Annotated in this window: 22 protein-coding genes and 1 tRNA gene; 6 read left to right on the top strand and 17 right to left on the bottom strand. The window is 46.9% G+C overall.

What is annotated here, in order from left to right; genetic code table 11:
• Positions 1-201: hypothetical protein (locus J2T20_RS17010; RefSeq protein WP_373457819.1), on the top strand; the 201-nt coding region annotated here is incomplete at its 5' end.
• A gap of 336 nt (positions 202-537) precedes the next feature.
• Here the strand turns inward: J2T20_RS17010 and J2T20_RS17005 are convergent.
• The 10 genes from J2T20_RS17005 to ggt form a co-directional block, all read right to left on the bottom strand.
• Positions 538-1440, bottom strand: coding sequence for an FAD binding domain-containing protein (locus J2T20_RS17005; protein ID WP_307590347.1), 903 nt, complete (start codon positions 1438-1440; stop codon positions 538-540).
• A 68-nt stretch (positions 1441-1508) separates the two neighbouring features.
• Positions 1509-2438, bottom strand: coding sequence for an ABC transporter permease (locus J2T20_RS17000; protein ID WP_307590345.1), 930 nt, complete (start codon positions 2436-2438; stop codon positions 1509-1511).
• Between the two features lie 19 nt (positions 2439-2457).
• Complete coding sequence (locus tag J2T20_RS16995; RefSeq protein ID WP_307590343.1) at positions 2458-3576, bottom strand: ABC transporter permease; 1119 nt, start codon at positions 3574-3576, stop codon at positions 2458-2460.
• Positions 3573-5105, bottom strand: a complete 1533-nt coding sequence (locus tag J2T20_RS16990; protein WP_307590341.1) for an ABC transporter ATP-binding protein — start codon at positions 5103-5105, stop codon at positions 3573-3575. Before J2T20_RS16990 ends, J2T20_RS16995 begins: the two co-directional genes overlap by 4 nt.
• Before the next feature lie 116 nt (positions 5106-5221).
• Positions 5222-6385, bottom strand: a complete 1164-nt coding sequence (locus tag J2T20_RS16985) for a BMP family ABC transporter substrate-binding protein (RefSeq protein WP_307590339.1) — start codon at positions 6383-6385, stop codon at positions 5222-5224.
• Positions 6386-6602: 217 nt separating this feature from the next.
• The gene (locus tag J2T20_RS16980; RefSeq protein ID WP_307590337.1) at positions 6603-7226 is read right to left on the bottom strand and encodes an NTP transferase domain-containing protein; all 624 of its coding nucleotides are present in this window, start codon (positions 7224-7226) and stop codon (positions 6603-6605) included.
• The gene (locus tag J2T20_RS16975) at positions 7114-8169 is read right to left on the bottom strand and encodes an XdhC family protein (RefSeq protein WP_307590335.1); all 1056 of its coding nucleotides are present in this window, start codon (positions 8167-8169) and stop codon (positions 7114-7116) included. Before J2T20_RS16975 ends, J2T20_RS16980 begins: the two co-directional genes overlap by 113 nt.
• Positions 8170-8202: 33 nt before the next feature.
• On the bottom strand, positions 8203-9777 hold the full coding sequence (locus tag J2T20_RS16970; RefSeq protein WP_307590333.1) for a PucR family transcriptional regulator: 1575 nt from the start codon (positions 9775-9777) through the stop codon (positions 8203-8205).
• A 470-nt stretch (positions 9778-10247) separates the two neighbouring features.
• Complete coding sequence (locus J2T20_RS16965; protein WP_307590356.1) at positions 10248-11423, bottom strand: amidase; 1176 nt, start codon at positions 11421-11423, stop codon at positions 10248-10250.
• A 76-nt stretch (positions 11424-11499) separates the two neighbouring features.
• Entirely contained in the window at positions 11500-13083 is a 1584-nt protein-coding gene (gene ggt, locus J2T20_RS16960; RefSeq protein ID WP_307590331.1) for a gamma-glutamyltransferase, read from the bottom strand.
• A gap of 242 nt (positions 13084-13325) precedes the next feature.
• On the opposite strand from ggt, the gene J2T20_RS16955 reads away from it, so the two are divergent.
• Together J2T20_RS16955 and J2T20_RS16950 are read left to right on the top strand one after the other, a co-directional pair.
• Entirely contained in the window at positions 13326-13919 is a 594-nt protein-coding gene (locus J2T20_RS16955; protein WP_307590329.1) for a chromate transporter, read from the top strand.
• Positions 13919-14458, top strand: coding sequence for a chromate transporter (locus J2T20_RS16950; RefSeq protein WP_307590327.1), 540 nt, complete (start codon positions 13919-13921; stop codon positions 14456-14458). The genes J2T20_RS16955 and J2T20_RS16950 overlap by 1 nt, the downstream gene beginning before the upstream one ends.
• Here the strand turns inward: J2T20_RS16950 and J2T20_RS16945 are convergent.
• Positions 14455-14835, bottom strand: a complete 381-nt coding sequence (locus tag J2T20_RS16945; protein ID WP_036649308.1) for a PH domain-containing protein — start codon at positions 14833-14835, stop codon at positions 14455-14457. The two genes, J2T20_RS16950 and J2T20_RS16945, sit on opposite strands and share 4 nt — an antisense overlap.
• Before the next feature lie 156 nt (positions 14836-14991).
• Between J2T20_RS16945 and J2T20_RS16940 the strand changes: the two genes are divergently transcribed.
• Both J2T20_RS16940 and abc-f read left to right on the top strand, forming a co-directional pair.
• Entirely contained in the window at positions 14992-15156 is a 165-nt protein-coding gene (locus J2T20_RS16940; RefSeq protein WP_169744089.1) for a hypothetical protein, read from the top strand.
• A gap of 96 nt (positions 15157-15252) precedes the next feature.
• On the top strand, positions 15253-17199 hold the full coding sequence (gene abc-f, locus J2T20_RS16935) for a ribosomal protection-like ABC-F family protein (RefSeq protein WP_307590324.1): 1947 nt from the start codon (positions 15253-15255) through the stop codon (positions 17197-17199).
• Between the two features lie 217 nt (positions 17200-17416).
• Here the strand turns inward: abc-f and J2T20_RS16930 are convergent, their stop codons facing one another.
• From J2T20_RS16930 to J2T20_RS16920, 3 genes are all read right to left on the bottom strand, one after another.
• Positions 17417-17569 carry a hypothetical protein gene (locus J2T20_RS16930; RefSeq protein WP_307590322.1) on the bottom strand — a complete coding sequence of 51 codons (153 nt, stop codon included), beginning with the start codon at positions 17567-17569 and terminating at the stop codon, positions 17417-17419.
• Positions 17570-17771: 202 nt separating this feature from the next.
• Positions 17772-18389, bottom strand: a complete 618-nt coding sequence (locus J2T20_RS16925; protein ID WP_307590319.1) for an NUDIX hydrolase — start codon at positions 18387-18389, stop codon at positions 17772-17774.
• Positions 18390-18421: 32 nt separating this feature from the next.
• On the bottom strand, positions 18422-19375 hold the full coding sequence (locus J2T20_RS16920; RefSeq protein WP_373457818.1) for a TRM11 family SAM-dependent methyltransferase: 954 nt from the start codon (positions 19373-19375) through the stop codon (positions 18422-18424).
• A 185-nt stretch (positions 19376-19560) separates the two neighbouring features.
• Between J2T20_RS16920 and J2T20_RS16915 the strand changes: the two genes are divergently transcribed.
• A complete protein-coding gene (locus tag J2T20_RS16915; protein ID WP_307590317.1) occupies positions 19561-20916 on the top strand; it encodes a dipeptidase in 1356 nt (451 codons plus the stop codon).
• A 757-nt stretch (positions 20917-21673) separates the two neighbouring features.
• Here J2T20_RS16915 and J2T20_RS16910 read toward each other — a convergent pair.
• The 3 genes from J2T20_RS16910 to J2T20_RS16900 form a co-directional block, all read right to left on the bottom strand.
• Positions 21674-21747: transfer RNA gene (locus J2T20_RS16910), tRNA-Gly, on the bottom strand.
• A 60-nt stretch (positions 21748-21807) separates the two neighbouring features.
• Entirely contained in the window at positions 21808-23934 is a 2127-nt protein-coding gene (locus J2T20_RS16905; RefSeq protein WP_307590315.1) for a putative bifunctional diguanylate cyclase/phosphodiesterase, read from the bottom strand.
• Positions 23935-24171: 237 nt separating this feature from the next.
• Positions 24172-25131, bottom strand: coding sequence for an aldolase catalytic domain-containing protein (locus J2T20_RS16900; protein WP_307590313.1), 960 nt, complete (start codon positions 25129-25131; stop codon positions 24172-24174).
• Positions 25132-25264 lie beyond the last annotated feature (133 nt).

Below are 25264 nucleotides of genomic sequence, written 5' to 3'. Positions count from 1 at the left end.
GAAGCACAGACGTCGCTGAGCCCGTGGAACTTTTTGCGAAAGATGCGATATTACTTCACGAGTGACTGGGATTCTTTCATCCAGGTTCTGAATATGGAGCCCACACGACGATCGAAGGGAAGACAAAAAATACCGAAGCCTGCGGAGGCCCCGCCGCGAATGAGTGCCAAGCGAGAAACCGTAAAAATAATTGTGGGATAAACAGAATATAAAATTACTTTTTTTGGTAATTAACTCCTACGCTTTATGAGCCCTTTGATTTTTTTCACTTTATCCAAAAAACACAACTGTAAAATTATTACTTTTTTAGTTTTTCGATTTCGTGTAAGGTTCTATGCATGTCTAGTGCAAGAAGTGCAACTATAATCCTGGCTAGGAACCAAAAATCCATTTAGTTGTAGTTAATGCATCTAACTCCCCATATTTGTGTGGAAAAGTGCCAATTTTCCTTTTTTAGATGTACGAAATACAACTAAAAGCCGAAAAAATCGATGTTAGCTCAGAATAAGTGTATAAAGTGCAACTCAAGCATACCTTCTACACTTTAAAGGCCTTCCACAGCTCAGATACGATCAGGTTCCCTGCGGTTTTTTTCTTGTATGCCTCTGAAGCAAATGGATCGCTATAGGTTTCAAAGTCATTTACAACGGCTTCATATACAAGAGGGAGCAGTCTTTCTTCATACGTATTGCCTTCGAGCATAGCTTCAGCGGCGATAAGCCGCTGCGGTCGACCCGAACCGCCGCCTGCCGCAAGCCGTACTCTGCTTATCCGATGCGAAGCATCTATTGAAGCGGTTAACGCCACGGTTACGAGCGATGGAGTAAAAGCTTCTCTTCGGCCAATCTTGTGGTAAACCTCCACTCTGGATGCTTCCTTTTCACTCGCCTTAGGAATAGGAATACGGACTTCAGCAACGATATCCATAGCCGATACCGCACCTTCCCATCGGCTGTTCAGCCATTCTATCAAGGGCTGAGCATTCAATAATTTACCGTCATAGGTAACCATCTCGGCATCATATACCAGTAATGCCGGAAGGATATCCCCAAAGCCTGAAGCGATATTGCCTCCAAGTGTAGCCAGATTCCGTACCGCGGGGGCAGCTATCCCCTTCACCGCTGCTTGAACCGCCGGAGCCACAGACTGTAGATATTTGTTCTTACGGCACAGTGACAGCGTAGTAAGAGCACCCAGCGTTAGATAATATTCTGTTGAACGGATCTCACCGATACCGATACCTTCAACACCCCGGAGATCGATTAGCTGATTGGGCATCGGTAAAGTCCCGGCATCCCATTGCGTTCGCAGGAGTGTGCCACCGGAGACATACAGAGCGCCACTCCCCAGAGCTGACTTCAACTCCCAAGCCTCGTGAAGACTGTGCGGCTGATGTAAGCCCGGCTGCCCAAGCAATCCCTCATCCCTTAGCGCTCCCATACGTACTACCTCCTCTCCAGCAGGCATTATTCATCAGAAATTTCTATTGTTAAAAAGTGAAACCTATTTTAAAACCTTTGTTCCCGTATATAGGGAACACCCAGTGCCTCCGGTGTACCGGAAGGCTTATTTCGATTGCGGTAGCCTAAATACATCAGCACCAATATGGTCACAAGATAGGGTATCATTTTGAGAAAATAAGATGGAACTACACTTCCAAGCAACTGAATACGGAAACCCAGTGAATCCAGCGCTCCGAAGAAATAAGCACAGAACAGCGCTCTTAGCGGATTCCATCTAGCGAATATAACAAGCCCTACCGCAATCCAACCGCGCCCGGCAGTTAGACCTTCGTTCCAGGTTGGTGCATAGGCCAATACCATATCTGCACCCGCCAGTCCGATTAGCATAGCTCCTGCAATCACATAGCTGTAGCGAATCAGTTGTACACGAATACCCATCACATCTGCTGTAGCTGGGCTATCTCCAACGGCCCTCAAATGGAGTCCCCAGGATGTTCGATGAATCAGTAGATGAAGAACAAGAACCAAGACTAGGCTGAACCATGTCAAATAATCCATGTTAGCAAATATATTCCCAATAACCGGAACAGGCTCCAACCAACCTAAATGCAGCTTGGGTGAGGGCCCCGGCAGTGGAATACCACTAATCGGCTTACCGAGATAAGCACTTAGCCCACTCCCAAATAAGGTCATCGCAAGACCCGACATCGTCTGATTCGCCCGAAGCGTGACACACAGAAAGGAATGCAACAAACCTAATACAGCCGTGACGGCTACCGTTGCCAGTAATGCAACAGCCAGATTGCCGGTGCGAATGTACACAATACAGGTTGTCACCGCACCCATCAGCATCAGTCCCTCGGCACCAAGCTGGATGATCCCGGCCCTTTCATTCAATATTCCGCCTAGTGTAGCCAGAAGGAGTGGCGTCCCTGCTGAAATCGCCGCTATTAATAACTGAGTAGTAAAGTCCATTCTATAACCCCTTCCTTAATTATGCGCTCCGGCGAATGCGGAATCGATGAATCATATCCCCGGCAATCAGGAAAAACAGGATGGAGCCCTGCAGCATTTCCGAAATAGACGAAGGTAATCCTATGGTTTGTACGCTGAAACCTCCGACGATGAGACCTCCGAACAGGATGGAAGTAACAATTAGCCCCAGCGGGTTCAGTTTTGCAAGCCAGGCCACAATAATCGCCGTATATCCGTAACCCGGAGAGATACCTTGCATTAATTTATGGGTTACGCCAGACACCTCAGCCATTCCAGCGATTCCTGCCAGACCACCGCTGATTAGCATTACGATAATAATATGCCGTTTAATATGAATACCTGCATAACGGGCAGCTATCGGATTGGCTCCAATTAGCTTCAATTCATATCCCCAACGGGTAAACCGGATCATTAAGTAATAGATAACTACAGCAACGAGACCAAATATAAGTCCGATGTGCAGCCGTGTACTACCCAGTACGGGCAGTGATTGCGCTGCAGTAAACATGGGCGAACCGGGGAAGTTAAAGCCTTTGGGGTCTTTCCAAGGCCCGAATACTACATAATCAAGTGCCAGCAGTGCTACGTAATTCAGCATTAATGAAGTAATAAGCTCATTGACTCCAAAATGTGTTCTGGGGACAGCCGTCATTAACCCCCAGAGGGCTCCCGCAGCGAAACCGAATATGAGCATTAACAAGATGGACCAGAATGATGGTAGATCTGGAAAATAAATCGTGACAGCCGTAGCCGCCATGGCTCCAACTGTAAGCTGTCCCTCAGCCCCGATATTCCATACCGATATCCGGTAAGCAACCGAGATACCCAGTCCGCATAGCAGTAACGGTATTGCTTTTACCAGAGTTTCCGTGAAGCCATAGGAGGTGCCAAATGCACCGCGGAACATTTTTTCATATACAGTAAATGGACTCATTCCGTTGGCAGCAATGAATATGGCACACAACACCAATGCTAGAAATACAGAGAGGACCGGTGTCCACCAAGGTGAACGGGTACGGCTTGAATCGTATTCCAGACGCAGTGAAGGGCGCTTGCCAGTCTTTAACGGAGAAGGTTCAAGCACTGCTGCAGTATTATTTCCATCTATCCGGCTCATACGACGCTCCCCTCTCTGCCCTGAATTCCTGCCATCAGCAACCCGATGGTCTCTCGATCTGCGTCATCATGTGTTTCCTCACCAATAATTGAACCGTTATAAATAACCAAAATACGGTCAGATAACTGTAGAAGCTCATCCAAATCCTCCGAAATGAGCAGAACGCCACTTCCCGTTCCCCGCAGCTCCATAAGTAGGTCATGAACACCTGCCGCAGCGGCTACATCCAGCCCTTGAGTGGGATGTACAGCTACCATCAGCTTTGGCTGATGACTAACTTCTCTAGCAAAAAGCAACTTCTGTTGGTTACCGCCAGACATCTGCTGCACAGGTGTATCTAGCTCTGGTGTCTTCACGTTAAATCTTCTTACAAGCTCCTCAGACCACGATCGATTCTTCCCTGCTTTCAGAAAACCGAATTTAGAGTGTTCTTCGCTACGGTAGGACTTGAATAAGAGGTTATCGACAGAGCCAAGCCGTCCAGCTAATCCGCTTTTCATTCGATTCTCCGGAACATGGGAGATCCCTGCGTCGATAGCACCGCGTACAGAAGCCGACTTCACTGTACTGCCGTCAAAGGTTATCTCACCGTTCTTCCAAGTCCGCAGACCTGTCAATACCTCCGCAAGCTCCTTTTGCCCATTGCCGGCTACACCCGCAACACCGACAATTTCTCCTTCACGCACGCTAAGTGACAAACCGTCAAGTGCCTTACGGCCATGATCGGCATAGACATCAAGATCCTTAACAATCAGCAAGGGACTCCCCTCTGTTGCTTCTCGCTCCTGACGGCTGATCGTAACCTCTCTACCCACCATCAAACGGGCCAACTCTAATTCATCCGTGTCTGCTGTGACCAGTGTGGCGATCATTTTGCCTTTACGCATAACAGAGATTCGATCCGAGGAGGCCATAACTTCTTTCATTTTATGAGTCGTCATGATAACGGTTTTCCCTTCTTGCTTCATAACCTGCAGAGTGTTAAAGAGTTGCTCTGCTTCTCCGGGAGTCAGGACTGAAGTCGGCTCATCCAGAATAATAATATCTGCACCGCGGTACAGTGTCTTCACGATCTCCACACGCTGTTGTTCCCCGACAGACAACTGCCATATCGGTCGGTCTACATGAAACTTCAGACCAAAATGCTCTGCCAGGGCTTCAATCTCCTCGTGCTTTTTATTCATCCATTTACTTCCGCGCCAGAAAGACGACTTTTCGCCAAGCACGATGTTTTCCGCTGCTGTGAGGCTTTGCACCAGTCTGAAATTCTGAAATACCATGCCGACGCCAAGTAAGGCTGCGTCTTTCGGGGAACGAATTTTTGCAGTTTTGCCATGAATGAGAATCTCTCCTTCATCCGCTCTGTATACACCCGACAGCATGCTCATGACCGTGCTTTTCCCTGCCCCATTCTCACCAAGCAGCGCATGAATCTCACCCGCATTTGCTGAAAAATCGACTTGATCGCTCGCGGTCACCGGACCGAATTTTTTCACTATACCCCGCATCTCTACTGAATGGTCCAGCATCTTGGAACGCCTCCTTTCCTTATAGTTATAGTACGGGTGGGGAAGGTTCTGTAATAGAACCCGCCCCACCCATTAAGTCGTGCATTAAAGCTATGATATTTAGAGAAAATTCACTTTTAGTTAGGTATAGTTCCCACTACGCCTTTTACGAGCCAATTCATTCCCAGCACTTCTTCAAGTGTCAGCTTTTGACCCTCTTGCACTTTAACGGCATCTTTATTATCCGTAATCGGTCCCGTGAATACATCCAGTTCGCCGCTGATAATCTTAGCCTTAGCCTCTTCAACGAGTGTCTTCACATCTTCAGGAACCTTGCTACCGAAAGGTGCAAGCTCAACCATTCCGTCAGCCATGTCACCGGAGTACTGCTCATTCGTCCAGGTTCCATCCATAACCGATTTCACGGCTTTAACATAATACGGACCCCAGTTCCAAACTGGATTTGTCAAATAATTATCCGGAGCGTATTTACCCATATCGGAGTCATTACCTCCAGCAAAAGCACCACGTTCCGCAGCAGCCTGAAGCGTAGCCGGTGAATCCTGATAAGCCATCAACACATCCGCACCTTTATCCAGCAAGCTGATTGCGGCTTGACGTTCTGTCGTTGGGTCATACCAAGTGTTGGTCCATACCACATCGACTTTAACATCCGGGTTTACGCTTTGCGCTCCTAGTGTAAAGGCATTAAGGTTATAGATAACTTCACTAATCGGGAATGCTCCAACATAACCTAACTGATTGTTCTTCGTCATTTTCCCTGCGGCAATCCCGGAAAGATAACTAGCTTGATAGTTTTTACCGAAGTAAGTTCCCATGTTATCCGCTGTTTTGTAACCGGAAGCATGCAGGAATTTCACATTAGGGAACTTGCCTGCCACATTAAGGGTGAAATCCATATATCCGAAGCTTGTTGTAAATACAATGTCATGAGATTGCGCAAGCTCTGTGATGATACGTTCCGCATCTGCGCTCTCTGGAACGTTTTCTACGAAGTCCGCTTTAATTCCAAGTTCTTTCTCCATAAAAAGGCGACCTTGATCATGCTGATAAGTATAACCACCGTCACCCGGAGGACCGATATAAACGAAAGCCACCTTAGGTTTCTCCGCAGCCGGTTCTGTTGTGGCAGCAGCTTCCCCTGTTGTACCCGCATTTGTTGCAGGTGCCTCTGTTGCATTTGTCGATGCGGCATTATTATTACCACAGCCTGCCAGCACTACCGCCAATACAAGCATTAGCAGTAATCCGAGCGAGAATGACTGACCCCTTTTTTTCATAATTCTCCTCCTCCAAGGTTTTAAAAATTGGCTTTAGCCAATAATGTATCTCTACTATACTTACGCCTGAGCATTACGTAAATTTATATAACATACGTTTGTTTTATTTTACAAAAAAAAGAGGTTTTCTTGTGCACAGCGCCTTATCCGAGTATGACATTACTTAAAAAATGTGATATTACCTAACATAATAAAAAATTAACTTCTACCATTCGACCTAATTCCCGTTTATCTGACTCCAATGACTAACAATATTCCCGAACTCTTCATGTGTGTCTGCATCCATGAAATAATGTGCGGAGTCTGCTTCCAGTACTACCCCTTTATAATCCGGTGAGCGCAGTATGCTGGCCGCCCCCCGATCTCCGTCCAAACTCTGCAATGCTGGAAATAATGCCTTGGAGAACAGCACAGGAGGCATACCCGCCCCCTTATGAGTGCTGGCCACAAAGTCTAATCCCGGAGAATTCTGAAAGGTTTCTATCAGACGATTAATAAGTCCGGTCGTGATAAAGGGTTGATCGGCAAGTGCAACAATAACAGCATCAGGTTGTGTAGGCAGTACAGCATTAAGTCCGCAGCGCAACGAAAAGGACAATCCCAGATGGGCGGTTAAGCATGTCTCAATACGCAACCTCTCCTGCTTATGGACAGCGGGTGGTAGCCACTCCAGTGTGTCATCGGCGCGTACCACAACGACTAGCGGAGACAGATTACAGCGGTCAAGCTCACTGAGCGCGACGCTCCCGAGTGAAATCTCCTGGGACAGCTTCAGGGAAACCTTGGAGACTCCCATTCGTCTGCTTTGTCCTGCTGCTAGATAGATACCTGCTACTTTCAAAGTGGTCCCCTCCTTTTGATAGTTTACGCGAGCCTGCCCTTTTAATTTGAATCATTTCGGCAACAATACTTACTGCAATTTCCTCCGGTCCTTCCCCGCCAATGGGAATACCTACCGGAGCATGCAATGACGAAGGAACCTCAAGCCCTTCAAGAAGCAGATTTATACGCACGGCAGACCCGATAACTCCGATATAATGCGGATTAAACGGTAGCACACCCTCCAAAAAATGTCGGTCCCTCTGGAACTGGTGGCTGCATATGAGCACATAATCACCACAACTAATTCCAAGACGGGCAGCCGCCTCTACAGGGGCACAAATCACTCTTTCCGCACCGGGGAATTCATTCTTTAGGGTACCTTCCCGCCAATCGGTGATAGCAATTCGGAACCCCACTGTGGCCGCCAGAGCGGCAATAGGTCCCGCATCATGCCCTCCCCCAAAAATCACGAGTCTCGGCTTAGGTTGCAGCAACGTGCTAAAAGCAATGGAATCTGAAACAGGTCCAGCAACTGTACCCGCTGCCAACTCATAGGAATACCCACCCTGTGAGGTTAATTTGCGGAGCAGCATCAAGCTTTCTCCCCTTGCCATCCGCTCATTGGCAGCCAGAAGGATCTGCTTCAGCTCTCCTTTAACGGGTTCTAGCACCACTTTGATTTTGCCGCCGCAACCCACCGCTTCCCCCCAAGAAAAGTCATCCGGAGACAGCATATCGTACTCCACAACTTCCGGTTGACCTGATGCCCAAATCTCAGCAGTTCGCAGCTGCAAGTCACTTTCCAGACACCCTGGACTGAGACTGCCCATTGACCCATTCTCAAAAAACAGCATGACCGCACCTGCTTTGCGATACGAATGCCCCTCTACTCCAGTTAGAGAAGCCAATACAGCTGGGGAGTCATTGTTCTTGATGTACAATACGATATCGTGTATATCCATGAGCAACCCCTCCTTGGGTTGTTGCTATTTACTTCAATCCTTTTCCAGCATCCCGCGGAACATAAACACAAGTTTCAATCGCAGTAAATCGTTAATTTTTTTGAAATCAACATCCAGCAGTTCGCTTAGCTTCTCAATCCGATAGGTTGCCGTATTCCGGTGGATAAATAGTTTTTTGGCCGTTTCGTTGATATGACCGTCATTCTCTATATAGACCTCCAGCGTATGCAGCATTTCTCGGACATACTCAGGTTCCCGGCACAGCAGGTTTCCAAGGGTTCCATTACAGTATTTAATCATGATGTCTGAAGGAATCTGCTGGAGCATCAGAGTGAGTTCAAGCTGCCGATAATGGACAACATGCTCATTCACTCCCCAATACTGGGGTTTACTCAGACACACCTTAACTTCAGCAAAAGCTTCTTTGAGGCCTTCGGCCTTAGCCTTACGGCTGCTAATAGCCGCTTTTGGATAATAACCGGGCTCATATTTCAGCTTTTGAAAGCACTCACTTATTATTGCCTGTAAGTTCTCAGGGTTGTGTTTATCCACTGGATAAATCGAAAGTAACCCTTCATCTACAAGGACATGTATCCCCTTCATTTCCTGCAGCAGAGGATGCTCCATATACTCCTCTTTCAAGTGATACAGCTCACCCTTCCGGGATTCCCCCAAGCTCGATACATCCGTTAACAAAAGCTGAAAAGGCGATTGAAGAAGCTCAATATCCAGCTTGGCAGCTGCTTGTGCCAATTCCGCACTAGATAGACCTCCGTTCAAGCAACGTTTGAGCAGTCCGCTGAATTCCCTTTGTGAATCAGGTTCGAAGGAACTTTCGTACCCTGACTGAATATGGAATGAAATTAGCTCGGCCCCTTGAACAAATAAACTCTCTTCAACAGGGAGCAATAGTGGATCAATATCGAAATACTGCAGATAACCATGGCATTCCTCGCCTTGCATAAGAGGGACTCGAAAACTCACCCCTTCATCGATACGAATACGCTGGCTCCGGTTAATCCACGGCCAGTTCGTCAGCAACTGAGATTCCGGGAACTGTGAGTTATTGTAGAGAACGGCTCCCCGGGAGTTAATTACCGCGAGTGAATGCCCCATCACCTCAGATATGGAATCCAATAGCGGTTGGCTCCGGCTCGAACGAAGAGCAAATCGCATCAGCTTTCTTTGTTTCTCCATTACCGTCTGCAAGGTGCTGGTACTTCGTATAAGCTCCGCTCGGAACAAACCGTTCATTTGATCGGAGAAAGTGAATTGAAAAGGCAGCTCAATCAACGGGAAACCCAACAGCTCCGCCTCTGTAATCAGCGCTTCCGGAACGGCATCCCAGAAACGTCCCAGCTTGATGCCAAGTCCCGCCGATCCCCGGCGGTTCAAGGTGTGAAGCAAAGCCGACGCTTCTTCCAGGTTATCTTTAATTAAATAAGCTGTTGTCAGCAGCATTTCGCCTTCCTTAATCCAATCAGAAATGTCCGGGGCATCCATCACATTGATGGACTTAACAATTCGATGTTTCCCTCTAGACCCTGCTATAAGCTTTGCTTCTGATAAAGGATAAATGGATAATGCCTCTTCAACTGTGAGATGCATGCCACCCCTCCTTTTCAAGCCCAGTATCTTCTCTGCATATGTGTTACCTTATGTAACATTATAGAGAAAATGAACCTTTTTGAATAGAGGATTGTGAAAAATACCATTCTAGTACGTTAGATAATATTACATATGACACAGAAATTTAAATTTTCATCCATATTTATCCTGTAATGCGTAACAAGTTCACTTGCTAAATATCGTGAATCAGAGTATGGAAAAAAGACCGTCCTGAGGAGCGGTCGCTATCGTAACCCCCTTATTCCATACACTTGTTGAAGATAAGTGTACTGAGTACCACTATTTCAGTTAATTTCCGCATCCTAATGGACTTAATTGCACTTTCCGCAACTAAATCCTCCCACTAGTCCATTCTCAGTCAACTTCGCTCCAAATAGCTGTATAAAGTGCAGTTACTTTTGTAATTCAGCCATATAAAATTATTTTAGTTGTAAAGAGTGCAGTTAAAGTTAGCCCCAGACTTCTTTTATCCACGACAACAGCCGCAAATCCTGCCCATATCCTCCAATAACAGATATACCAAGTGGCAGACCATCCTCCCCGTTCACAGGGAGGGTAACCTGCGGAAGGCCGGCTAGGCCTGCAATGCAGCACAGCATCATCGCCCCGCTCCGATTCCGTTCAAGCTGCCGGGAATCTCCTCCGCGCAGCGGAGCAGGACCCGGTACGGTCGGTATTACAAGACAGCCCGACTCTCCCAGTAGTTGACGCAAACGGGATGAAATCCCCTCCTTGGTCTGTTGTGCAAAGGTAAGATCTTTTGCAACCAGACTAGAAGCCCAAGCGAATCGGTCAGCAATATCCGGTCCGAACTCAGGCCGCTCCCGCTCAATCCATTCCCCATGGGTTGACCATATTTCACAACCCTGCAGCTCTCGGAACACATCCATCCAGACTTTAAGTCCTTCCGGAGCAATTTCGATGTCCCAAGCACGGCCTGCACCCGTTTGCAGACGGCTTAGAGCGTTAGAAAGCTGTATTTCACTTTCCTTTTCCACCAAAGTCCATGCATCTGTAGCGATAAAAAGTTGATCCATAGTATTTGGGTAAGGTTCTTCCTTCCCCACCGGCAGAAGAACCTTACCCACTTTGTGCAATAGTTCTACATGCCCTGTCATCCATCCTACGGTATCAAAACCCGGTGAAAGTGGAATGACGCCCTTCATATCCACCGCTCCATGGGAGGGACGAAACCCATAGACTCCACAGTAGGAAGAAGGAACACGAATGGACCCCCCGGTATCTGTTCCAAGTGCAAAATCAACACTCCCGGAGGCTACAGCGACAGCGGAACCACTGGACGATCCGCCTGGAATACACCCGGCTGCATGAGGATTCACGGGAGTACCGTAATGGTAGTTCTCTCCTCCCAGACTGTACATCAGCTCATCCGTAAGCGCTGCCCCTTTCAAAGAAGCACCAGCCATCAGCAGACTTCGAACTGCGGCTGCATGATAAGTAGAGGCCGAATGCGTCCGAAGCCAGTCCGGGTTGCCCGCGGATGACGTGTGACCGGCAACTGCGAACACATCCTTCACCGTGAAGCTCAGGCCCTCAAGCGGCCCATATCCTAGCGGCATCACCTTCAACTTCGGATCTATGAAAGCACCATAACGATTATCCAGAACCATTCCTGCACCTCCTATGCTAAAAAATACTTTTCCGTAAAAGGAACGCCCGGAATCCATGCTGTCAGTATGTTTACCAACCAATGGCCGTTCCATCACAACGCGGATCTGTGCCGCCGCTGCGAAATCCGTTGTCATCTATAGCGATCACATGGGCATGACCCACAATCCCGTCAAATGCGCCAACAGTTCTAACTATGTGCCCGGCAGCTGCCAGTCTTTGCCGAACCGCATCAGGTACCCTGCTTTCCAGCTTCAGCTCCTCAGTAGGCTCTCCCCAGGTTCTTCCCCACACAAAACGCGGTTCCTCAACGGCCTGCTGCGGATTCATGCCATAGTGCAGCATACGTGTGAGCAGCATTGTCTGAGTCTGAGGTTGTCCTTCCCCACCCTGAGTACCATATAATATTGCCGGCTTGCCATCCTTGCAGGCCATCGCAGGCATCAGCGTATGGAAGGTTCGTTTGTGCGGCTCCAGCGTATTCACAGCCCCTGGGTCCAGCGAGAAAAACGATCCTCGATTCTGCAGTAAAATCCCGGTATCCCCTGCGACTACACCCGATCCAAACTCAAAATACAGGCTTTGTATAAAAGAAACCGCATTGCCCTCCTCATCCACCACCGCTGCATAGGCCGTATCTCGTCCGAGAGGCTCACTCGTAAGACCCGCTGCCCCCTGAAGTGAAATAGAGGCGGCAAGCTTGGCCGCATAGCTTTTATCTAGAAGTGCTTTTATTGGAATATCACTGAACAGCGGATCTGTGAGCACCTGATCACGATCCCGAAAACTCAGCTTCAGCGCCTCAACCAGAAGATGATAATACTCGTAAGAATCGTGGGCGATGTCTGCAAAATCAAACTGTTCCAGTATATTAAGGCTCATAAGCGCAGCAAAACCCTGCGAATTGGGCGGTGCCTGGTAGATGGTATGCCCGAAGTAATCCGTGGAAATAGGCTCTACCCATTCCCCCGTATGATCCCGAAAATCCTCCAGCGTGAGAAATCCCCCCGCCTTCAGCATATAATCTGAAACCGTTGCCGCTATCTCTCCCTTATAAAAAGCATCCCGCCCACCGTTTTGGAGTTTCCGCAGCGTGGCGGCCAACTGATGCTGCACGAATCTCTCCCCTGCCTCAGGGATCCGTCCCCCCGGAATATAAATAGCGGCTGCCGGTGGCTGCGCGTTCAGCGCCGATTCTGCAAGGCGGGTATTATCATGTTGGTCCGGCGATACAGGAAAACCTTCCGAGGCGTATTCTATAGCTGCTTCAAGCACCTCTGCCAACGTAAGACGGCCGTACTGCTGCAATACAGCATCCCAACTATCAACCATACCGGGAACCGTAATGGCACTTCGGATGCCTCGTTTAGGGATGCCCGAATCTCCGGAATAGCTGTCCCGGCTAACATTGTAACCGGAACGTCCGCTGCCATTATACGCACGAACCCGCCCTTCCTCGGCATTGTAGGTCAGCCAAAAGGCATCGCCGCCAAGCCCGGTCATATGCGGATATACTACCGCCAGACAAGCACTGACGGCCACCGCCGCGTCAAAAGCGTTGCCGCCCCTCAGCAGAATTCGAGCACCTGCAGCAGAGGCCAGGTAATGGGGACTCACTACCATCGTTTTGGTACCTACTACCGGTTTCCCTGCCATAATTCTTCCCCCTCTAAGATAAGCGCAGCCATTACGATGGCATCGAATAATGTCATTTAACATTACCCCTAAGCTTATAGTCAACGGATAAAAAGAGAACTTAAAATATGGCCTTTTTATTTGTGAATGCTGCACAAAATTGATAAATTAAGATAGACATAAAGATAATAAACAACGATGATTACATACGAAATGTATAAGAGATGTAGAAAGAGATATGGGTCGGTCAGAGGGGGTATAACGTGAAATCAAACGAAAATCAATATGTACAATTAACAGCTTCCATGTTAAGGACTGGAATTCTGGGCTACGGCGGCGGACCTTCCGTAATTCCCCTCATTCGTCATGATGCCGTAACGCGTTATCAATGGCTGAATGATGATGAATTCGGAGAGACTCTGGCAATCGCCAATGCCTTGCCCGGTCCGATTGCCACCAAAATGGCCGCTTACCTTGGATATAAGCTTAAAGGGGTACGAGGAGCCTTAGTTTCAGTTCTCGCCCATATCCTCCCCAGCTGCATAGCAATGATTGCTCTGTTATCTGCGGTTAATTACTTAAGTGGTTCAAAGGTAGTTGCAGGCATGATTGCGGGGGTCTCGCCTGTTATTGCGGTTATGCTGGGGTTGATGGCTTACGAATTTGCACAAAAAACCTATAAAGGATTAGGGTTGTGGCTCGGCTTGGCGCTTTTTCTGCTGGCATTGCTTCTGCTTGAAGTCCTTCATGTGCATCCGGCTATTGTTATCGTCCTCTTTCTCGGCTATGGAACCCTTCATTATCGAACTATTGCCAAGCTTAACTCTAAGCGTAACCATAAAGGAGGGACCCCTTAATGGAGTGGCTCAAACTGATTTACGGCTTTTTTGTGGCTAATGTGCTTGGCTACGGCGGCGGTCCCTCCTCCATTCCGCTTATGTATGAGGAAATCGTTCCTCATTACGGATGGCTGACCGATGAGCAATTCTCCAATATGCTGGCATTGGGCAACGCTCTTCCAGGTCCTATAGCTACCAAAATTGCTACTTATGTCGGCTATGATGTATACGGCTGGCTCGGATTGATTGCGGCCTTGCTGGCAACGATCCTGCCCTCCGCAGCAGCGCTGATTATTTTGCTTCAGGTAATGCAGAAATATCGCAAGTCTCCCGTTGTGAAGGGCATGACCCTGCTTGTACAACCCGTCATCGCCGTAATGATGGCTGTCCTTACTTGGAAAATGGCTAAAGGGCCTGCGAATTCCATCGGAATCTGGCAGACCTTATTTATTGCAGCCGTTGCTCTTTGGGCCATCAAACGTCTTAAGCTGCACCCCGCCATAGTGATCGTTGCCGCTTTTGCCTACGGCGGGTTAGTGCTCCGCTACAACGTCTAATTATTCAGAATATATTGGGACAGCACAGCCTGAACCTCATAGATATTCACACTTTTGTTGAACGTCTTCTTGAGGGGCATTGATCCGCCGGAAACATAAATACACAGCTCTGCATCCAAATCGAAATGTCCGGCAGTCTCAACCGAATAATGCGAAATACTTTTATAAGGGATGGAATGGTACTCCGTTTTCTTGCCGGTCACCCCTTGTTTATCTACCATAATCAGCCGTTTATCTGTAAAAATGAACATATCCCTGATCAGCTTGTAGGCTCTTTCAATCTTTTCTTGAGGGGCAAGAATTTGGGCAAAATCTCTTTTGATCTCTGAGATGTCCACCTGTGAAGCGTTCCCTAGTAAACCGTTAAAAAGTGCCATCCTTTCAACCCCTTTTCGTATTAGTTTCGTATCATTCTTCAGTTCAAATTATAATAATTATTCAGCAATAAAATTCTTATTCCACTTTTTTCTTGCTTATTCCCTTGATTTTTATTAAAATAATTGTAAATTTGTTAACGAAGGAGGTGTGGTAGGATGGATCGCAATTGGACCAACAGTGTTATTAGCCGGCTGCCTATAGCTATGGCTGGCATCGTTCATGTAAATGGAAACAACGGGAGAACTCTGTCCATTTTCAAGAATTTAATAACATTACACAATTGTGAAATGCCTTTCCTGCCATCACCCGGACGGATCTAATAACCGGAGAATGATAAGGCCGTAGGGAAATTTCCCTGCGGTCTTTTTTTGTAAGCTGATGGGGGCATAAGGGCATTCCTATAAAGGAGAAAACCCATGATTATTCAATGTCAAAATGTTCAAAAATACCACGGTGCCCAACTTGTATTGTCAGACATCACCTTCGATATTCGCCAAGGCGAAAAAATAGGCCTCATCGGCCGTAACGGTTGCGGTAAAACCACACTTTTCCATCTTCTAAACGGACAGGAACGCCCCGATCAAGGACAAATCTCAATCCGTAGGGGCAGCGTAATCGGACAGCTGTCACAGATTCAGGAAGTCAGCGGGAACGAAAGTGTCTATAACGTACTACAGCGAAGCTTCGCTGAGCCGCTGCAATGGCAGAGCCGTCTACGGGAACTGGAGCTGGAAATGTCCTTCCTGAATGCAGGGACGAATGAAGAGCGCTGGAACAACCTGCTGAAGGAGTATGGAAGCCTGCAGGATAGATTCGAAGCCTCGGGAGGCTACGAGATTGAAGCATCCATTCAGCGCATAGCCGCAGGGCTAGGGATCGGGACTGGACAATATGAGCGGGTTTTTGCCTCGCTCTCCGGTGGAGAGAAAACAAAGGTGGGTCTGGCAGAGCTGCTGCTCCGTCGCCCTGATGTGCTCCTGCTGGATGAACCCACTAATCACCTGGATATGAATGCTATCGAATGGCTGGAACAATTCCTTCAGGATTATGAGGGGACCGTCCTTGCTATTTCCCATGACCGCTATTTTCTGGATGCCGTTGTAGACAAGGTTATTGAGATCGAAGACGGGGAAGCGATCACTTACCATACCAATTACAGCGGGTATCAGACAGAGAAGGAAACACGGCTGCTGCAGCAATTCACGGATTATAAGGAGCAGCAGAAAAAAATCAAGCAAATGAAGGAAACCATCAAGCGCCTGATCGAATGGGGCAACCGCGCGGACAACCCTAAATTTCATAAACGGGCGGCGGCGATGCAAAAAGCACTGGATCGTATGGTTAAGGTAAAAAGACCTATTCTAGAGCGCAAATCCATGGACCTGCAATTGGAGCAGAACGACCGTTCAGGCAATCAGGCCCTCACCCTCGATCAAATTGGTAAATCCTACGGGAACCGTAGTTTATTTCAACAAGCAACTGAAATATTACATTACGGAGAAACTACGGCGCTGATCGGCGGCAATGGAGCAGGCAAGAGTACGCTGCTAAGAATCATATTAGGCCAGGAAGCTCCAGACATGGGAAGCTGCACGCTAGGTTCACGGGCTGTCGTTGGCTATCTGGCACAGGAAGAAATTCCTGACAGGGGCGGACAATCCGTACTGCGCTATTTCCGTGAGGAAGCTGGACTTGAGGAAGGTGAGGCTAGGGGCCAGCTGGCACGATTTCTGTTCTACGGCAGCGATGTGTTCAAAGACATCACCAACCTTTCGGGCGGAGAATGGACCCGGCTGCGCTTTGCTATTCTAATGCACCGACGCCCTAACCTGCTGATTCTTGATGAACCGACCAATCACTTGGATATCGATTCCCGCGAAGCCTTGGAGGAAGCGCTGGAGGAATTCCCCGGCACAGTACTGGCTGTATCCCATGACCGTTATTTCATAAATCGGCTGTTCCAGAAGATATGGACTCTTGAAAATGGACAGTTCGGAGTATTCGACGGAAACTACGAGTATTACAAGGAGAAGCAAGTGGAGAAAGCCCTAGCCACCTCCATATCACAAGAGCAAAACAAAAGTACAGACAGTAAGAACACAGTCCGGCAAATCAATACTGATCGAGGGTCCGCTACTCCAGAGGCTAAATTAAAGCAGGCCCGTTCACTGTCTTCCTGGGAAAAGGATATCGCGGATGCCGAACAGCAGATCGAGGGTATTGACCTAGAAATGCTTAATCCCCGAATGAGCAGTGATGCCGCAGGCTTAGCCGAGCTACAGCAAGACCGTGATAAGGTTCAGGAGAGGTTGGAGCAGCTGTACGAAGGCTGGATGTCCGCTACTGAGAATAAAGTTTATTAGAACCAAGAAGAAACGGCTTTGCCGTCCTTAATGGGAGCCTATGCTTCCGAAGCAGCGATACTCCGTATCGCTTTCAGGTATCCGTTTCTCGTAGGAAAATAAGCAAAGTATACTGAAAACTTATACTTTCTTATATTCTCAAACAGGCTGCCTCTTCGATTCGAAGAAGCAGCCTTCTATATGTTATATCATCAAATTAGACTAACTATTCTTAACTTTACCGAAAAATACCCGTGGCCCATCCAAATACCGAGATCCATAACGGAATGCTAATCAATACACCCCACATTAAACCAGCCGCAATGTTTCCTTCTGCAGGACGTACTACGCTTTCCTGATTTAATGGAAGTCTCAACTCTTCTGGCTCCATACGATCCCCTCCTAAATTTCTTATCGTCACAGTAGAGGAAAAAATGTAGACCGCTTGGCCCAAAAAGTTAAATTTTTAGCCATTTGTTAGATATAAAGGCTCAGCGGTTTTCAGTTGTAAGTGCTTTCATAACGATAATTACCCAAAATTTGTATTCACTCAAACGTTAGCATTAACAATGTATTATAATTATATGCATTTCCTAGTCCAATATTACTGGTTTACTAGGGTTTTGTAAATATTGAAACATGGTATGAACCTGCTCCACTGTATTCCGCTCTATAGATAATTCTGGCAGGTTGTCTTCGGAGAAAAAAGAAACCCCGCTTGTCTCCAAGCCTTCTACAGCCTTCCCCCCGACAATCCGACAGAGAATAAACAGTTTGTAGATATGATAAGCTTCTGGTGGATGATCATGAAACTTTTTATCCATCACGGCCAAAAGGCGAACAGCCTCTGTCTCAAATCCAGACTCCTCGCGAATCTCTTTCACTGCCACTTCACTTGGAGAAAGTCCGATATCGGCCCAACCTCCCGGAAGCGCCCATTTGCCGTCACTCTTTTCACGAACCAGCAGAATACTATTATCTCTGAATACAACACCGCGGATATCAGTTTTAGGGGTGCAGTACCCCTCTTCATTTGCGAACGAGAGTCGGAGGGTCTCTTTGCTCTCCAGCGTGTAATTAGCCAAAATATCCACGCTCAGCTCCCGTAAAGCCTGATAGCGCTCCACATCATACACATCCTTGGCATAGGCAAGGCCTGTTTGTGCGATGGCCTGGATTTCTTTTGCCCAAGTTAACCACTTTGGTTCCATTACTGCACCTCTTCTTCCGGGTTTCCGTAAGTTTATTGACAGAGCATTAAATGCCGGGAAAACAGACCCTTTTTCGCCACACAACGGTCTATAATCGTAAACCCGGATTCAGAGATCATTTCATCCATGGCCTCAATGGCTACGATGACGACTCTATCCGCAATCCGGCGCGCGTTCACAAGTATAGAATATTGCTCTTCGGGCGTAATACGTGAATATAAATTGTAAGGCATGTCCACAATCGCTACATCGTAATGTTCAGTGATATCCGCGATATCCCCAAGGGTAACTTCACTCGTAAACCCAAAATGAGCAATGTTCGTTCGAGCACCAGCCGCAATAAAAGGATTGATATCCCGTCCTACCATATCTATTCCCATAGAGAGTGCCTCTACCATTACTGTCCCAATCCCACAGCAAGGATCGATGGCCTTGATGCCAACCGGATTCGGTACGGCCATATTAACGGCTGCCCTTGCTACGCGTGTACTGAGCGCAATAGAGTAGCTGCGCGGCTTTTTCATTTGACGAAACCAGGTTGCCTTATTCTTATGATAGGACCCAAAGTACCAGCGGCCACCCAGTGTGACAATCCCATAGACGAGCTGCGGATGGTTCACATCAGCTTCTCCCTCGATACGAAGGCCGATTTCCCGCTCAATCACTCTGCGTTCATCATACTCTATTTTGTCTGCCGGTAACAGATCATTGGTCTTTACAAAAATAACCTTGAAAGTCATCCCATGGAGTTGAACCTGCTCCGTTTGCGTATAAATCTCGGGCAGGCTGTCTCCACTGTACATCACATCAATCCGTTCTTTAATAAAAGGACTGCGGCTGACGTCCACCTCAATGTCACTTTCAAAAATGGCCGGGGATACTTCCCTTCCAAACAGACAACGCAGCTCCATTTGACAAAGGGATATCTCATCCTCCGAACAGGCGTATGTATATATAAATGTCGGCTTTCCGCTTTCCATATTCAATTTGATCTCATCCTCTATCTTTTTAAAATGTTGTGCTGCTTTCTAATATACCTTATCCTTGCAGCTTAATCAGTCTATCATAGTTACCGACAGTAAGCATATCCGTATTCATTTTGATACCTAGTGAGTTCTCCAGTATAATGAACCCTGTAAAAGGTTTTCATCTCAAGGAGGTACATAACACTATGTCGTATGAATCTTATTTCAAGGAACACCGGGAGGAGCATCTGGATGAGCTGAAGCAATGGCTTACTATTCCTAGCATCTCTGCCTTATCCGCACACAAGGAAGATGTCCTAAGGGCAGCAAACTGGCTGCTGGATACCCTCAAGCGTGCAGGTCTGGAGAACATTGAACTTCATCCTACAGCGGGTCACCCTGTAATATATGCCGATTATCTGCATGCACCGGGTCAGCCAACTATTCTGGTATACGGCCACTACGATGTGCAACCAGTTGATCCGCTGAATCTGTGGACGACTCCGCCGTTTGAACCGGAAATCCGGGATGGGAAGCTGTACGCACGCGGGGCAACAGATGATAAAGGGCAAGTGTTCATTCACATTAAAGCACTTGAAGCCATTCTTAAGCAGGAAGGCACACTTCCGGTTAATATTAAGCTCTGTATTGAAGGTGAGGAAGAGATCAGCAGCGCTAATCTGCCGCCATTCCTCGAAGCCAACAAGGCTAAGCTGGCAGCAGATGCCGTGCTCGTCTCGGACACTTCTTTACTGGACCGCGGCCGTCCTGCCATCTGCACCGGATTGCGCGGGTTATGTTCGCTTGAGGTTAATGTATCCACAGCCTTAACAGATTTACACTCAGGTACGTTTGGCGGCGGTGTACCTAATGCGCTTCATGCGCTCGTATCTTTGCTCTCCTCCCTCCACGACGACAAGGGACGTGTTGCTGTCGATGGCTTCTACAAGGGAGTTCCGGAACTCTCCCCAATGATGCGTGAAGAATTCACCAAGCAAGGGGTAGACGAGGAGAAAGTTAGAGAAAACCTAGGGCTTGAGGCATTATACGGAGAAGAAGGCTACACCTTTGTAGAACGGGTTGGTGCTCGGCCGACGCTTGAGCTAAACGGCGTCTACGGTGGCTTCCAAGGCGAGGGCAGCAAGACTGTCATCCCCAAAGAGGCTCATGCTAAGATTACTTGCCGACTCGTTGGCGATCAGGATCCTCAAGCAATCCTCGATGCCATAGAGACTCATCTGAAAGCTAACCTCCAAACCGGAGCGAGGCTGGAAGTGAAGCAAATAGAAAAAGCGCGTGCCTTTAACATCGACCCTTCCCATCCTATCTTGCAAACTGCGGCTGACGCATATGGCAAGGTGTACGGAACTCGTGCCCTGTTCACCAAAGACGGCGGCTCCATTCCAATTATGGAGAGCTTCTCCCGCGTTCTGAAAGCCCCTGTCGTTCTAATGGGCTTTGGTTTGGACGATGAGAATCTGCATGCTCCGGATGAGCATTTCAATCTGGAGAATTTTGATATGGGTCTTCTGACCATTGTTGAATTCCTAAAGGCTCTTTAGGATTCAAACACCGCTTGGACCCATCAAAGCTATAAAAGGTAGCCAGTCTCCGGGTTATTGGAGACTGGCTACCTTTCGTTTTTGATCCCCGGCGGCCTGTTTCAGGAGGTTGAGTCCGGCAAGGTCACTGCCTTTTTTGAATCTCCACTTTCTCCTGCTACTCGGGTTAATTTACAGGTGAATTCAAAGCCGATCATTGACTTCCAACGGTTTCGCATACGGCAAATCGTCTACCTACATGGGTTTCAATATATATAGTTGCACAACGTACACTTATATTTCTCTCTTAGCACACTTTAGGGGATTTAATTGCACTTTATACACTTATTTTTGGGTATTCCGGGGTTTAACCGGCATATTCGTGTTTTTAGTTGCACAAAGTACATTTATCCTTACATCCGAGCGCTAAAAGCTAGAAATAAGTGTATAAAATACATCTATTTCACTAACTACCTCCGAGTTTTGGTAGGGTCAGGAAGTTTGTGTAAGAGAGTAGAATGGTCTGTTCCCGTTGATAGTAGCGGAGAGGTCGGAATGATTGCGGAAAAGCGGCAGCGTTCGCCCGAAAGTTTTCCGAAGGAAAACTAGATTAGAAAGCATAAGCTGTGTCCGGATTTATACCGAGAGCGATTGTAGCAACGTTCCGTTCGCGGAGCGTCCTCATCGAGTCCCACTCAATCCTTCTTTTCATCTTGAATCACCTTATTTTAACGCAAAGAAAAAACCCATGATTCACAAGGGTTTGAAATGTAAGATATGGAGCGGGTGATGGGAATCGAACCCACGCTATTAGCTTGGAAGGCTAAAGTTCTACCATTGAACTACACCCGCAACTTAAAGTAATACAAGAAATATTGTAACACTTTTTTATATAAAACGCAATCCAAAAAGTTATGAGTGGATTTCCAGTCTGAGCATTTTCAAGAAAGACTTTTCAAATTCCAATGCTTGAATGGGCTTGCTGAATAAGAACCCTTGGGCTTCATGACAACGCTGCTGCCGCAAGAACTGCAGTTGATCCTTATTCTCCACACCTTCAGCTGTAACTTTAAGCTTCAAATGATGCGCCATCGAGGTAATAGTTGAGACAATAGCCGCATCGTTGCTGTCTTCCATAACCTCTTGAACAAAGGAGCGGTCAATTTTCAAGCGGTCTATCGGCATGTTTTTCAAGTAATGAAGTGAGCTGTAGCCAGTCCCAAAATCATCAATACTTATAAATACCCCAAGTTCCTTTAAGCGCTGCAATTGATCAAAGGCCGTTTCCTTATCCAGCGTCATGCTCTCTGTGATTTCCAGATCTACATAACATGCTTCTAAACCGATATCACTCAAGATTGTACCGATTTTACCTGCCAGATTTGGCTGCAGAAATTGACGCATCGAGAGGTTAATGGACACACAGATAGGTTGATAGCCTGCATTCTGCCACATCTTATTCTGAAGACAAGCCGTCTTGAGTACCCACTCGCCAATAGAGACAATCAACCCGCTCTCCTCTGCAATAGGAATGAATTCAGAAGGGGAGATAAGCCCGCGCTTCGGATGATCCCAGCGCAGCAGCGCCTCCATTCCTACGATTTCCTCCGTATCAAGGTGAACCTGCGGCTGATATACCAGGTAGAATTCATTACGTTCAAGCGCTCTGCGCATGTCATTTTCCAGCTTCAGGCGTTCCTTGGCTTTCATCTGCATAGCAGGTACGTAGCGGCGAATTTCAACCCCTTGATCCTTGGCATTATGGACTGCAGTATCCGCATTCTGGATCAGCTGCTCAGCAGTTTCTCCATCACCGGGAAAGATGCTCATCCCGAGACTTAGAGTAATATGGTATTCTCCAGAATCCAGCTCAATGGGTAATTCGAATAACCTCAGCAATTCTCTAGCCCGGATCATACTCCCCTCCAGACTCGACCTTTCCGTCATAAGAAACGCGAACTCATCCGCCCCCATACTGAATAGTTCTTCATTACGTCGGGCTTCAGAGTTGATTCGCTCAGATACGGTTTGCAGCATACGATCCCCGGCAAAATGTCCCAGAGAGTCATTGATATTTTTGAAATGATTAATATTCATGATTATTAGCGCTGAAAAGCCTTTACTTCTGTCTTTCTCTCCTGCCACAATCATCTCTTCAACACGCTGCATTAAACGGCGTCTGTTCGGAAGACCCGTCAAGTCATCATGAAAGGCCAAATAATTAATTTGGGACTCAATCGCCTGATACTCTTGAAAGGGTTCTTCAATCGTCAACCGATAAACCCCTTGCAGCAACAGGTAATAAGCAATTCCGCTGCAAATCATACCGATTAAATAATCTATATCGTTATTAGCGGCTGGATTCATAAAGAAAACTTGACCAAAAACGAAGAAGATTAAAGATCGGATAATAATAAGCAGCGAAGCAGATTTTTCACCCTTACCCGGATATACAATGATAGCAACTGCAATAAGGTAGATAAATAGTACAAGCATATCCATTATTCGTTTCAGAGATTCCAGAACCAATTGACTCATTAACTGAGGGAATAGGGTATGACCAAAAGCAACCACTGCCAAAGCCGCTAATATCAACACAAAAGCTTTACGAAATATTCTGATCTTGTCAGTAATGGTGACCGGGATGTCTTCTTTGCTGAAAATAACCAATATACCAATAGAACTAGCTAGACGTGAGAAGGTAAGAATCCAAAGGGATTCCCCGGAGCTAATATAGGAAGAAATGAAAGGTACACCTACAAAGCCGAGGGTGTGAATAAAGTCGAAGATGCTTACACCTAAAAAAAGTGCAGCGGTATATAGTCTTCCCTTCGATAAACGATTGGAGAAAAACAACCAGCCCTGAGTAAATATGGAAAAGGCAAAGGCAACATTGCAGCAGCCGGCAATCAGATAGAATGCGGACAGCATATCCCAATCATAAGCCTGGTTAAGGGAGCTATGGAAAATCTGAATCAGCAGGAAGAGCAATGCTCCACCTATAGCTGCATGAATTGTCTTTTTCTCTTCTTGTTTCATATGTCCCTCGCGTCTGAAATGATATCTACATCTAAGAATGGATTTATTTATGTCCTATGTATAAATATCGGCTGGATAGCTCTGTAAAGTTACACCGTTCTTTCGACAATATAAAAGATGGTATAACCAGGTACACGCTTATACTCCATAAGAAAGTGCGTAATTATGAAAGAATCCAGATTACCAGTTAAAAAAAAGCAGCTGCCCCTGTTTGTGGGGCAGTGCTTCTGCAAGGTATTATTTGTCACCGAAGGTTACTTCCGGCGTTGTAAGCTTATCATAGAAATCAACAGCTTGGTCCTTGTCAGCGGAGGAACGCAAAGCCATGGCGGAACGAGGATGTTCATCAAGAGTACCCGTGATCATATAAGGAATGATATATCCCCACTCTTCTTTCTCCCGCAGTGGAATCATCAGACGTTCAACGATATCAAGTACTGGACGTAAAGTATAACGTGTATTTTTCAAATGGGTAACTAGCAGCTCAGTAGGGCAATTGCCCGCAGCACGTCCCATCCCGTAACAGGAAGCATCCAGCAGTTCTACACCGTGTTCAGTAGCAACAAGGGTATTAGAGAAAGCCAACTGCAGATTATTATGGGTATGTACGCCTAAACGCTTGTTGGGCAGGTGTGTTTTAAATTTCTCAATCAAGTATTTCATATCATTATGATCCAAGCTACCATAGGAATCTACGATGTAGACCACATCAACTACACTTTCACTGATCTGCTCGAAGGCTTCAAGAAGTTCATTCTCCATTACATTAGATAATGCCATAATGTTAATAGTTGTTTCATAACCTAAGTTATGAAAGGTTTGTACGAGTTGAAGCGCCTTGTCCACATCTTTGCTGTAGCAAGCCACACGAATCAGATCGAGCATGCTTTCGCTGCGCGGCAAAATATCATTCTCATCCACACGTCCAATATCCACGAGGGCAGAGAGCTTGGTATGACCCTTTTGCGGAATAACCTTGCGGAGAAAATCATCATTAAGAAACCGCCATGGGCCGGCACCTTCAGCACCTTTAAGCAGTTTGGGGGAATTTTTATAGCCGATTTCCATATAATCAACACCGGCCTCATTAAGACCAGCGTAAAGATTTTGTACAAATTCCACACTGAAATCCCAGTTGTTCACAAGTCCTCCGTCACGAATGGTACAATCGACGATTTTGCTATGATTAATCTTCACCAATAAACTCTCCTCTCAGCTATACATCATCATTATCCCACCATATCCGATAGGCAATCATTATCATTCATAATACTTTAGTGAAGATTAAAATGTAAAGGATATTTCACCGTTCGCTCTTACATGCTTTCGA

The sequence above is a fragment of the Paenibacillus wynnii genome (assembly GCF_030812855.1).
Taxonomy (GTDB): Bacteria; Bacillota; Bacilli; order Paenibacillales; family Paenibacillaceae; genus Paenibacillus_AQ; species Paenibacillus_AQ wynnii_A.
Note: the sequence above shows the minus strand (reverse complement) of the source record. Positions and strands in the feature narration are given on the sequence as shown.

Bases quoted from the DNA above. Each gene is read 5' to 3' on its own strand.
- J2T20_RS16905 (WP_307590315.1), bottom strand. From the start codon at position 23,934: ATGAAACAAGAAGAGAAAAAGACAATTCATGCAGCTATAGGTGGAGCA.
- J2T20_RS16945 (WP_036649308.1), bottom strand. From the start codon at position 14,835: ATGGCACTTTTTAACGGTTTACTAGGGAACGCTTCACAGGTGGACATC.
- abc-f (WP_307590324.1), top strand. From the start codon at position 15,253: ATGATTATTCAATGTCAAAATGTTCAAAAATACCACGGTGCCCAACTT.
- J2T20_RS16990 (WP_307590341.1), bottom strand. From the start codon at position 5,105: ATGCTGGACCATTCAGTAGAGATGCGGGGTATAGTGAAAAAATTCGGT.
- J2T20_RS16975 (WP_307590335.1), bottom strand. From the start codon at position 8,169: ATGGATATACACGATATCGTATTGTACATCAAGAACAATGACTCCCCA.
- ggt (WP_307590331.1), bottom strand. From the start codon at position 13,083: ATGGCAGGGAAACCGGTAGTAGGTACCAAAACGATGGTAGTGAGTCCC.
- J2T20_RS16995 (WP_307590343.1), bottom strand. From the start codon at position 3,576: ATGAGCCGGATAGATGGAAATAATACTGCAGCAGTGCTTGAACCTTCT.
- J2T20_RS16925 (WP_307590319.1), bottom strand. From the start codon at position 18,389: ATGGAACCAAAGTGGTTAACTTGGGCAAAAGAAATCCAGGCCATCGCA.
- J2T20_RS16940 (WP_169744089.1), top strand. From the start codon at position 14,992: ATGGATCGCAATTGGACCAACAGTGTTATTAGCCGGCTGCCTATAGCT.
- J2T20_RS17000 (WP_307590345.1), bottom strand. From the start codon at position 2,438: ATGGACTTTACTACTCAGTTATTAATAGCGGCGATTTCAGCAGGGACG.
- J2T20_RS16985 (WP_307590339.1), bottom strand. From the start codon at position 6,385: ATGAAAAAAAGGGGTCAGTCATTCTCGCTCGGATTACTGCTAATGCTT.
- J2T20_RS16915 (WP_307590317.1), top strand. From the start codon at position 19,561: ATGTCGTATGAATCTTATTTCAAGGAACACCGGGAGGAGCATCTGGAT.
- J2T20_RS16970 (WP_307590333.1), bottom strand. From the start codon at position 9,777: ATGCATCTCACAGTTGAAGAGGCATTATCCATTTATCCTTTATCAGAA.
- J2T20_RS16930 (WP_307590322.1), bottom strand. From the start codon at position 17,569: ATGGAGCCAGAAGAGTTGAGACTTCCATTAAATCAGGAAAGCGTAGTA.
- J2T20_RS16950 (WP_307590327.1), top strand. From the start codon at position 13,919: ATGGAGTGGCTCAAACTGATTTACGGCTTTTTTGTGGCTAATGTGCTT.
- J2T20_RS17005 (WP_307590347.1), bottom strand. From the start codon at position 1,440: ATGGGAGCGCTAAGGGATGAGGGATTGCTTGGGCAGCCGGGCTTACAT.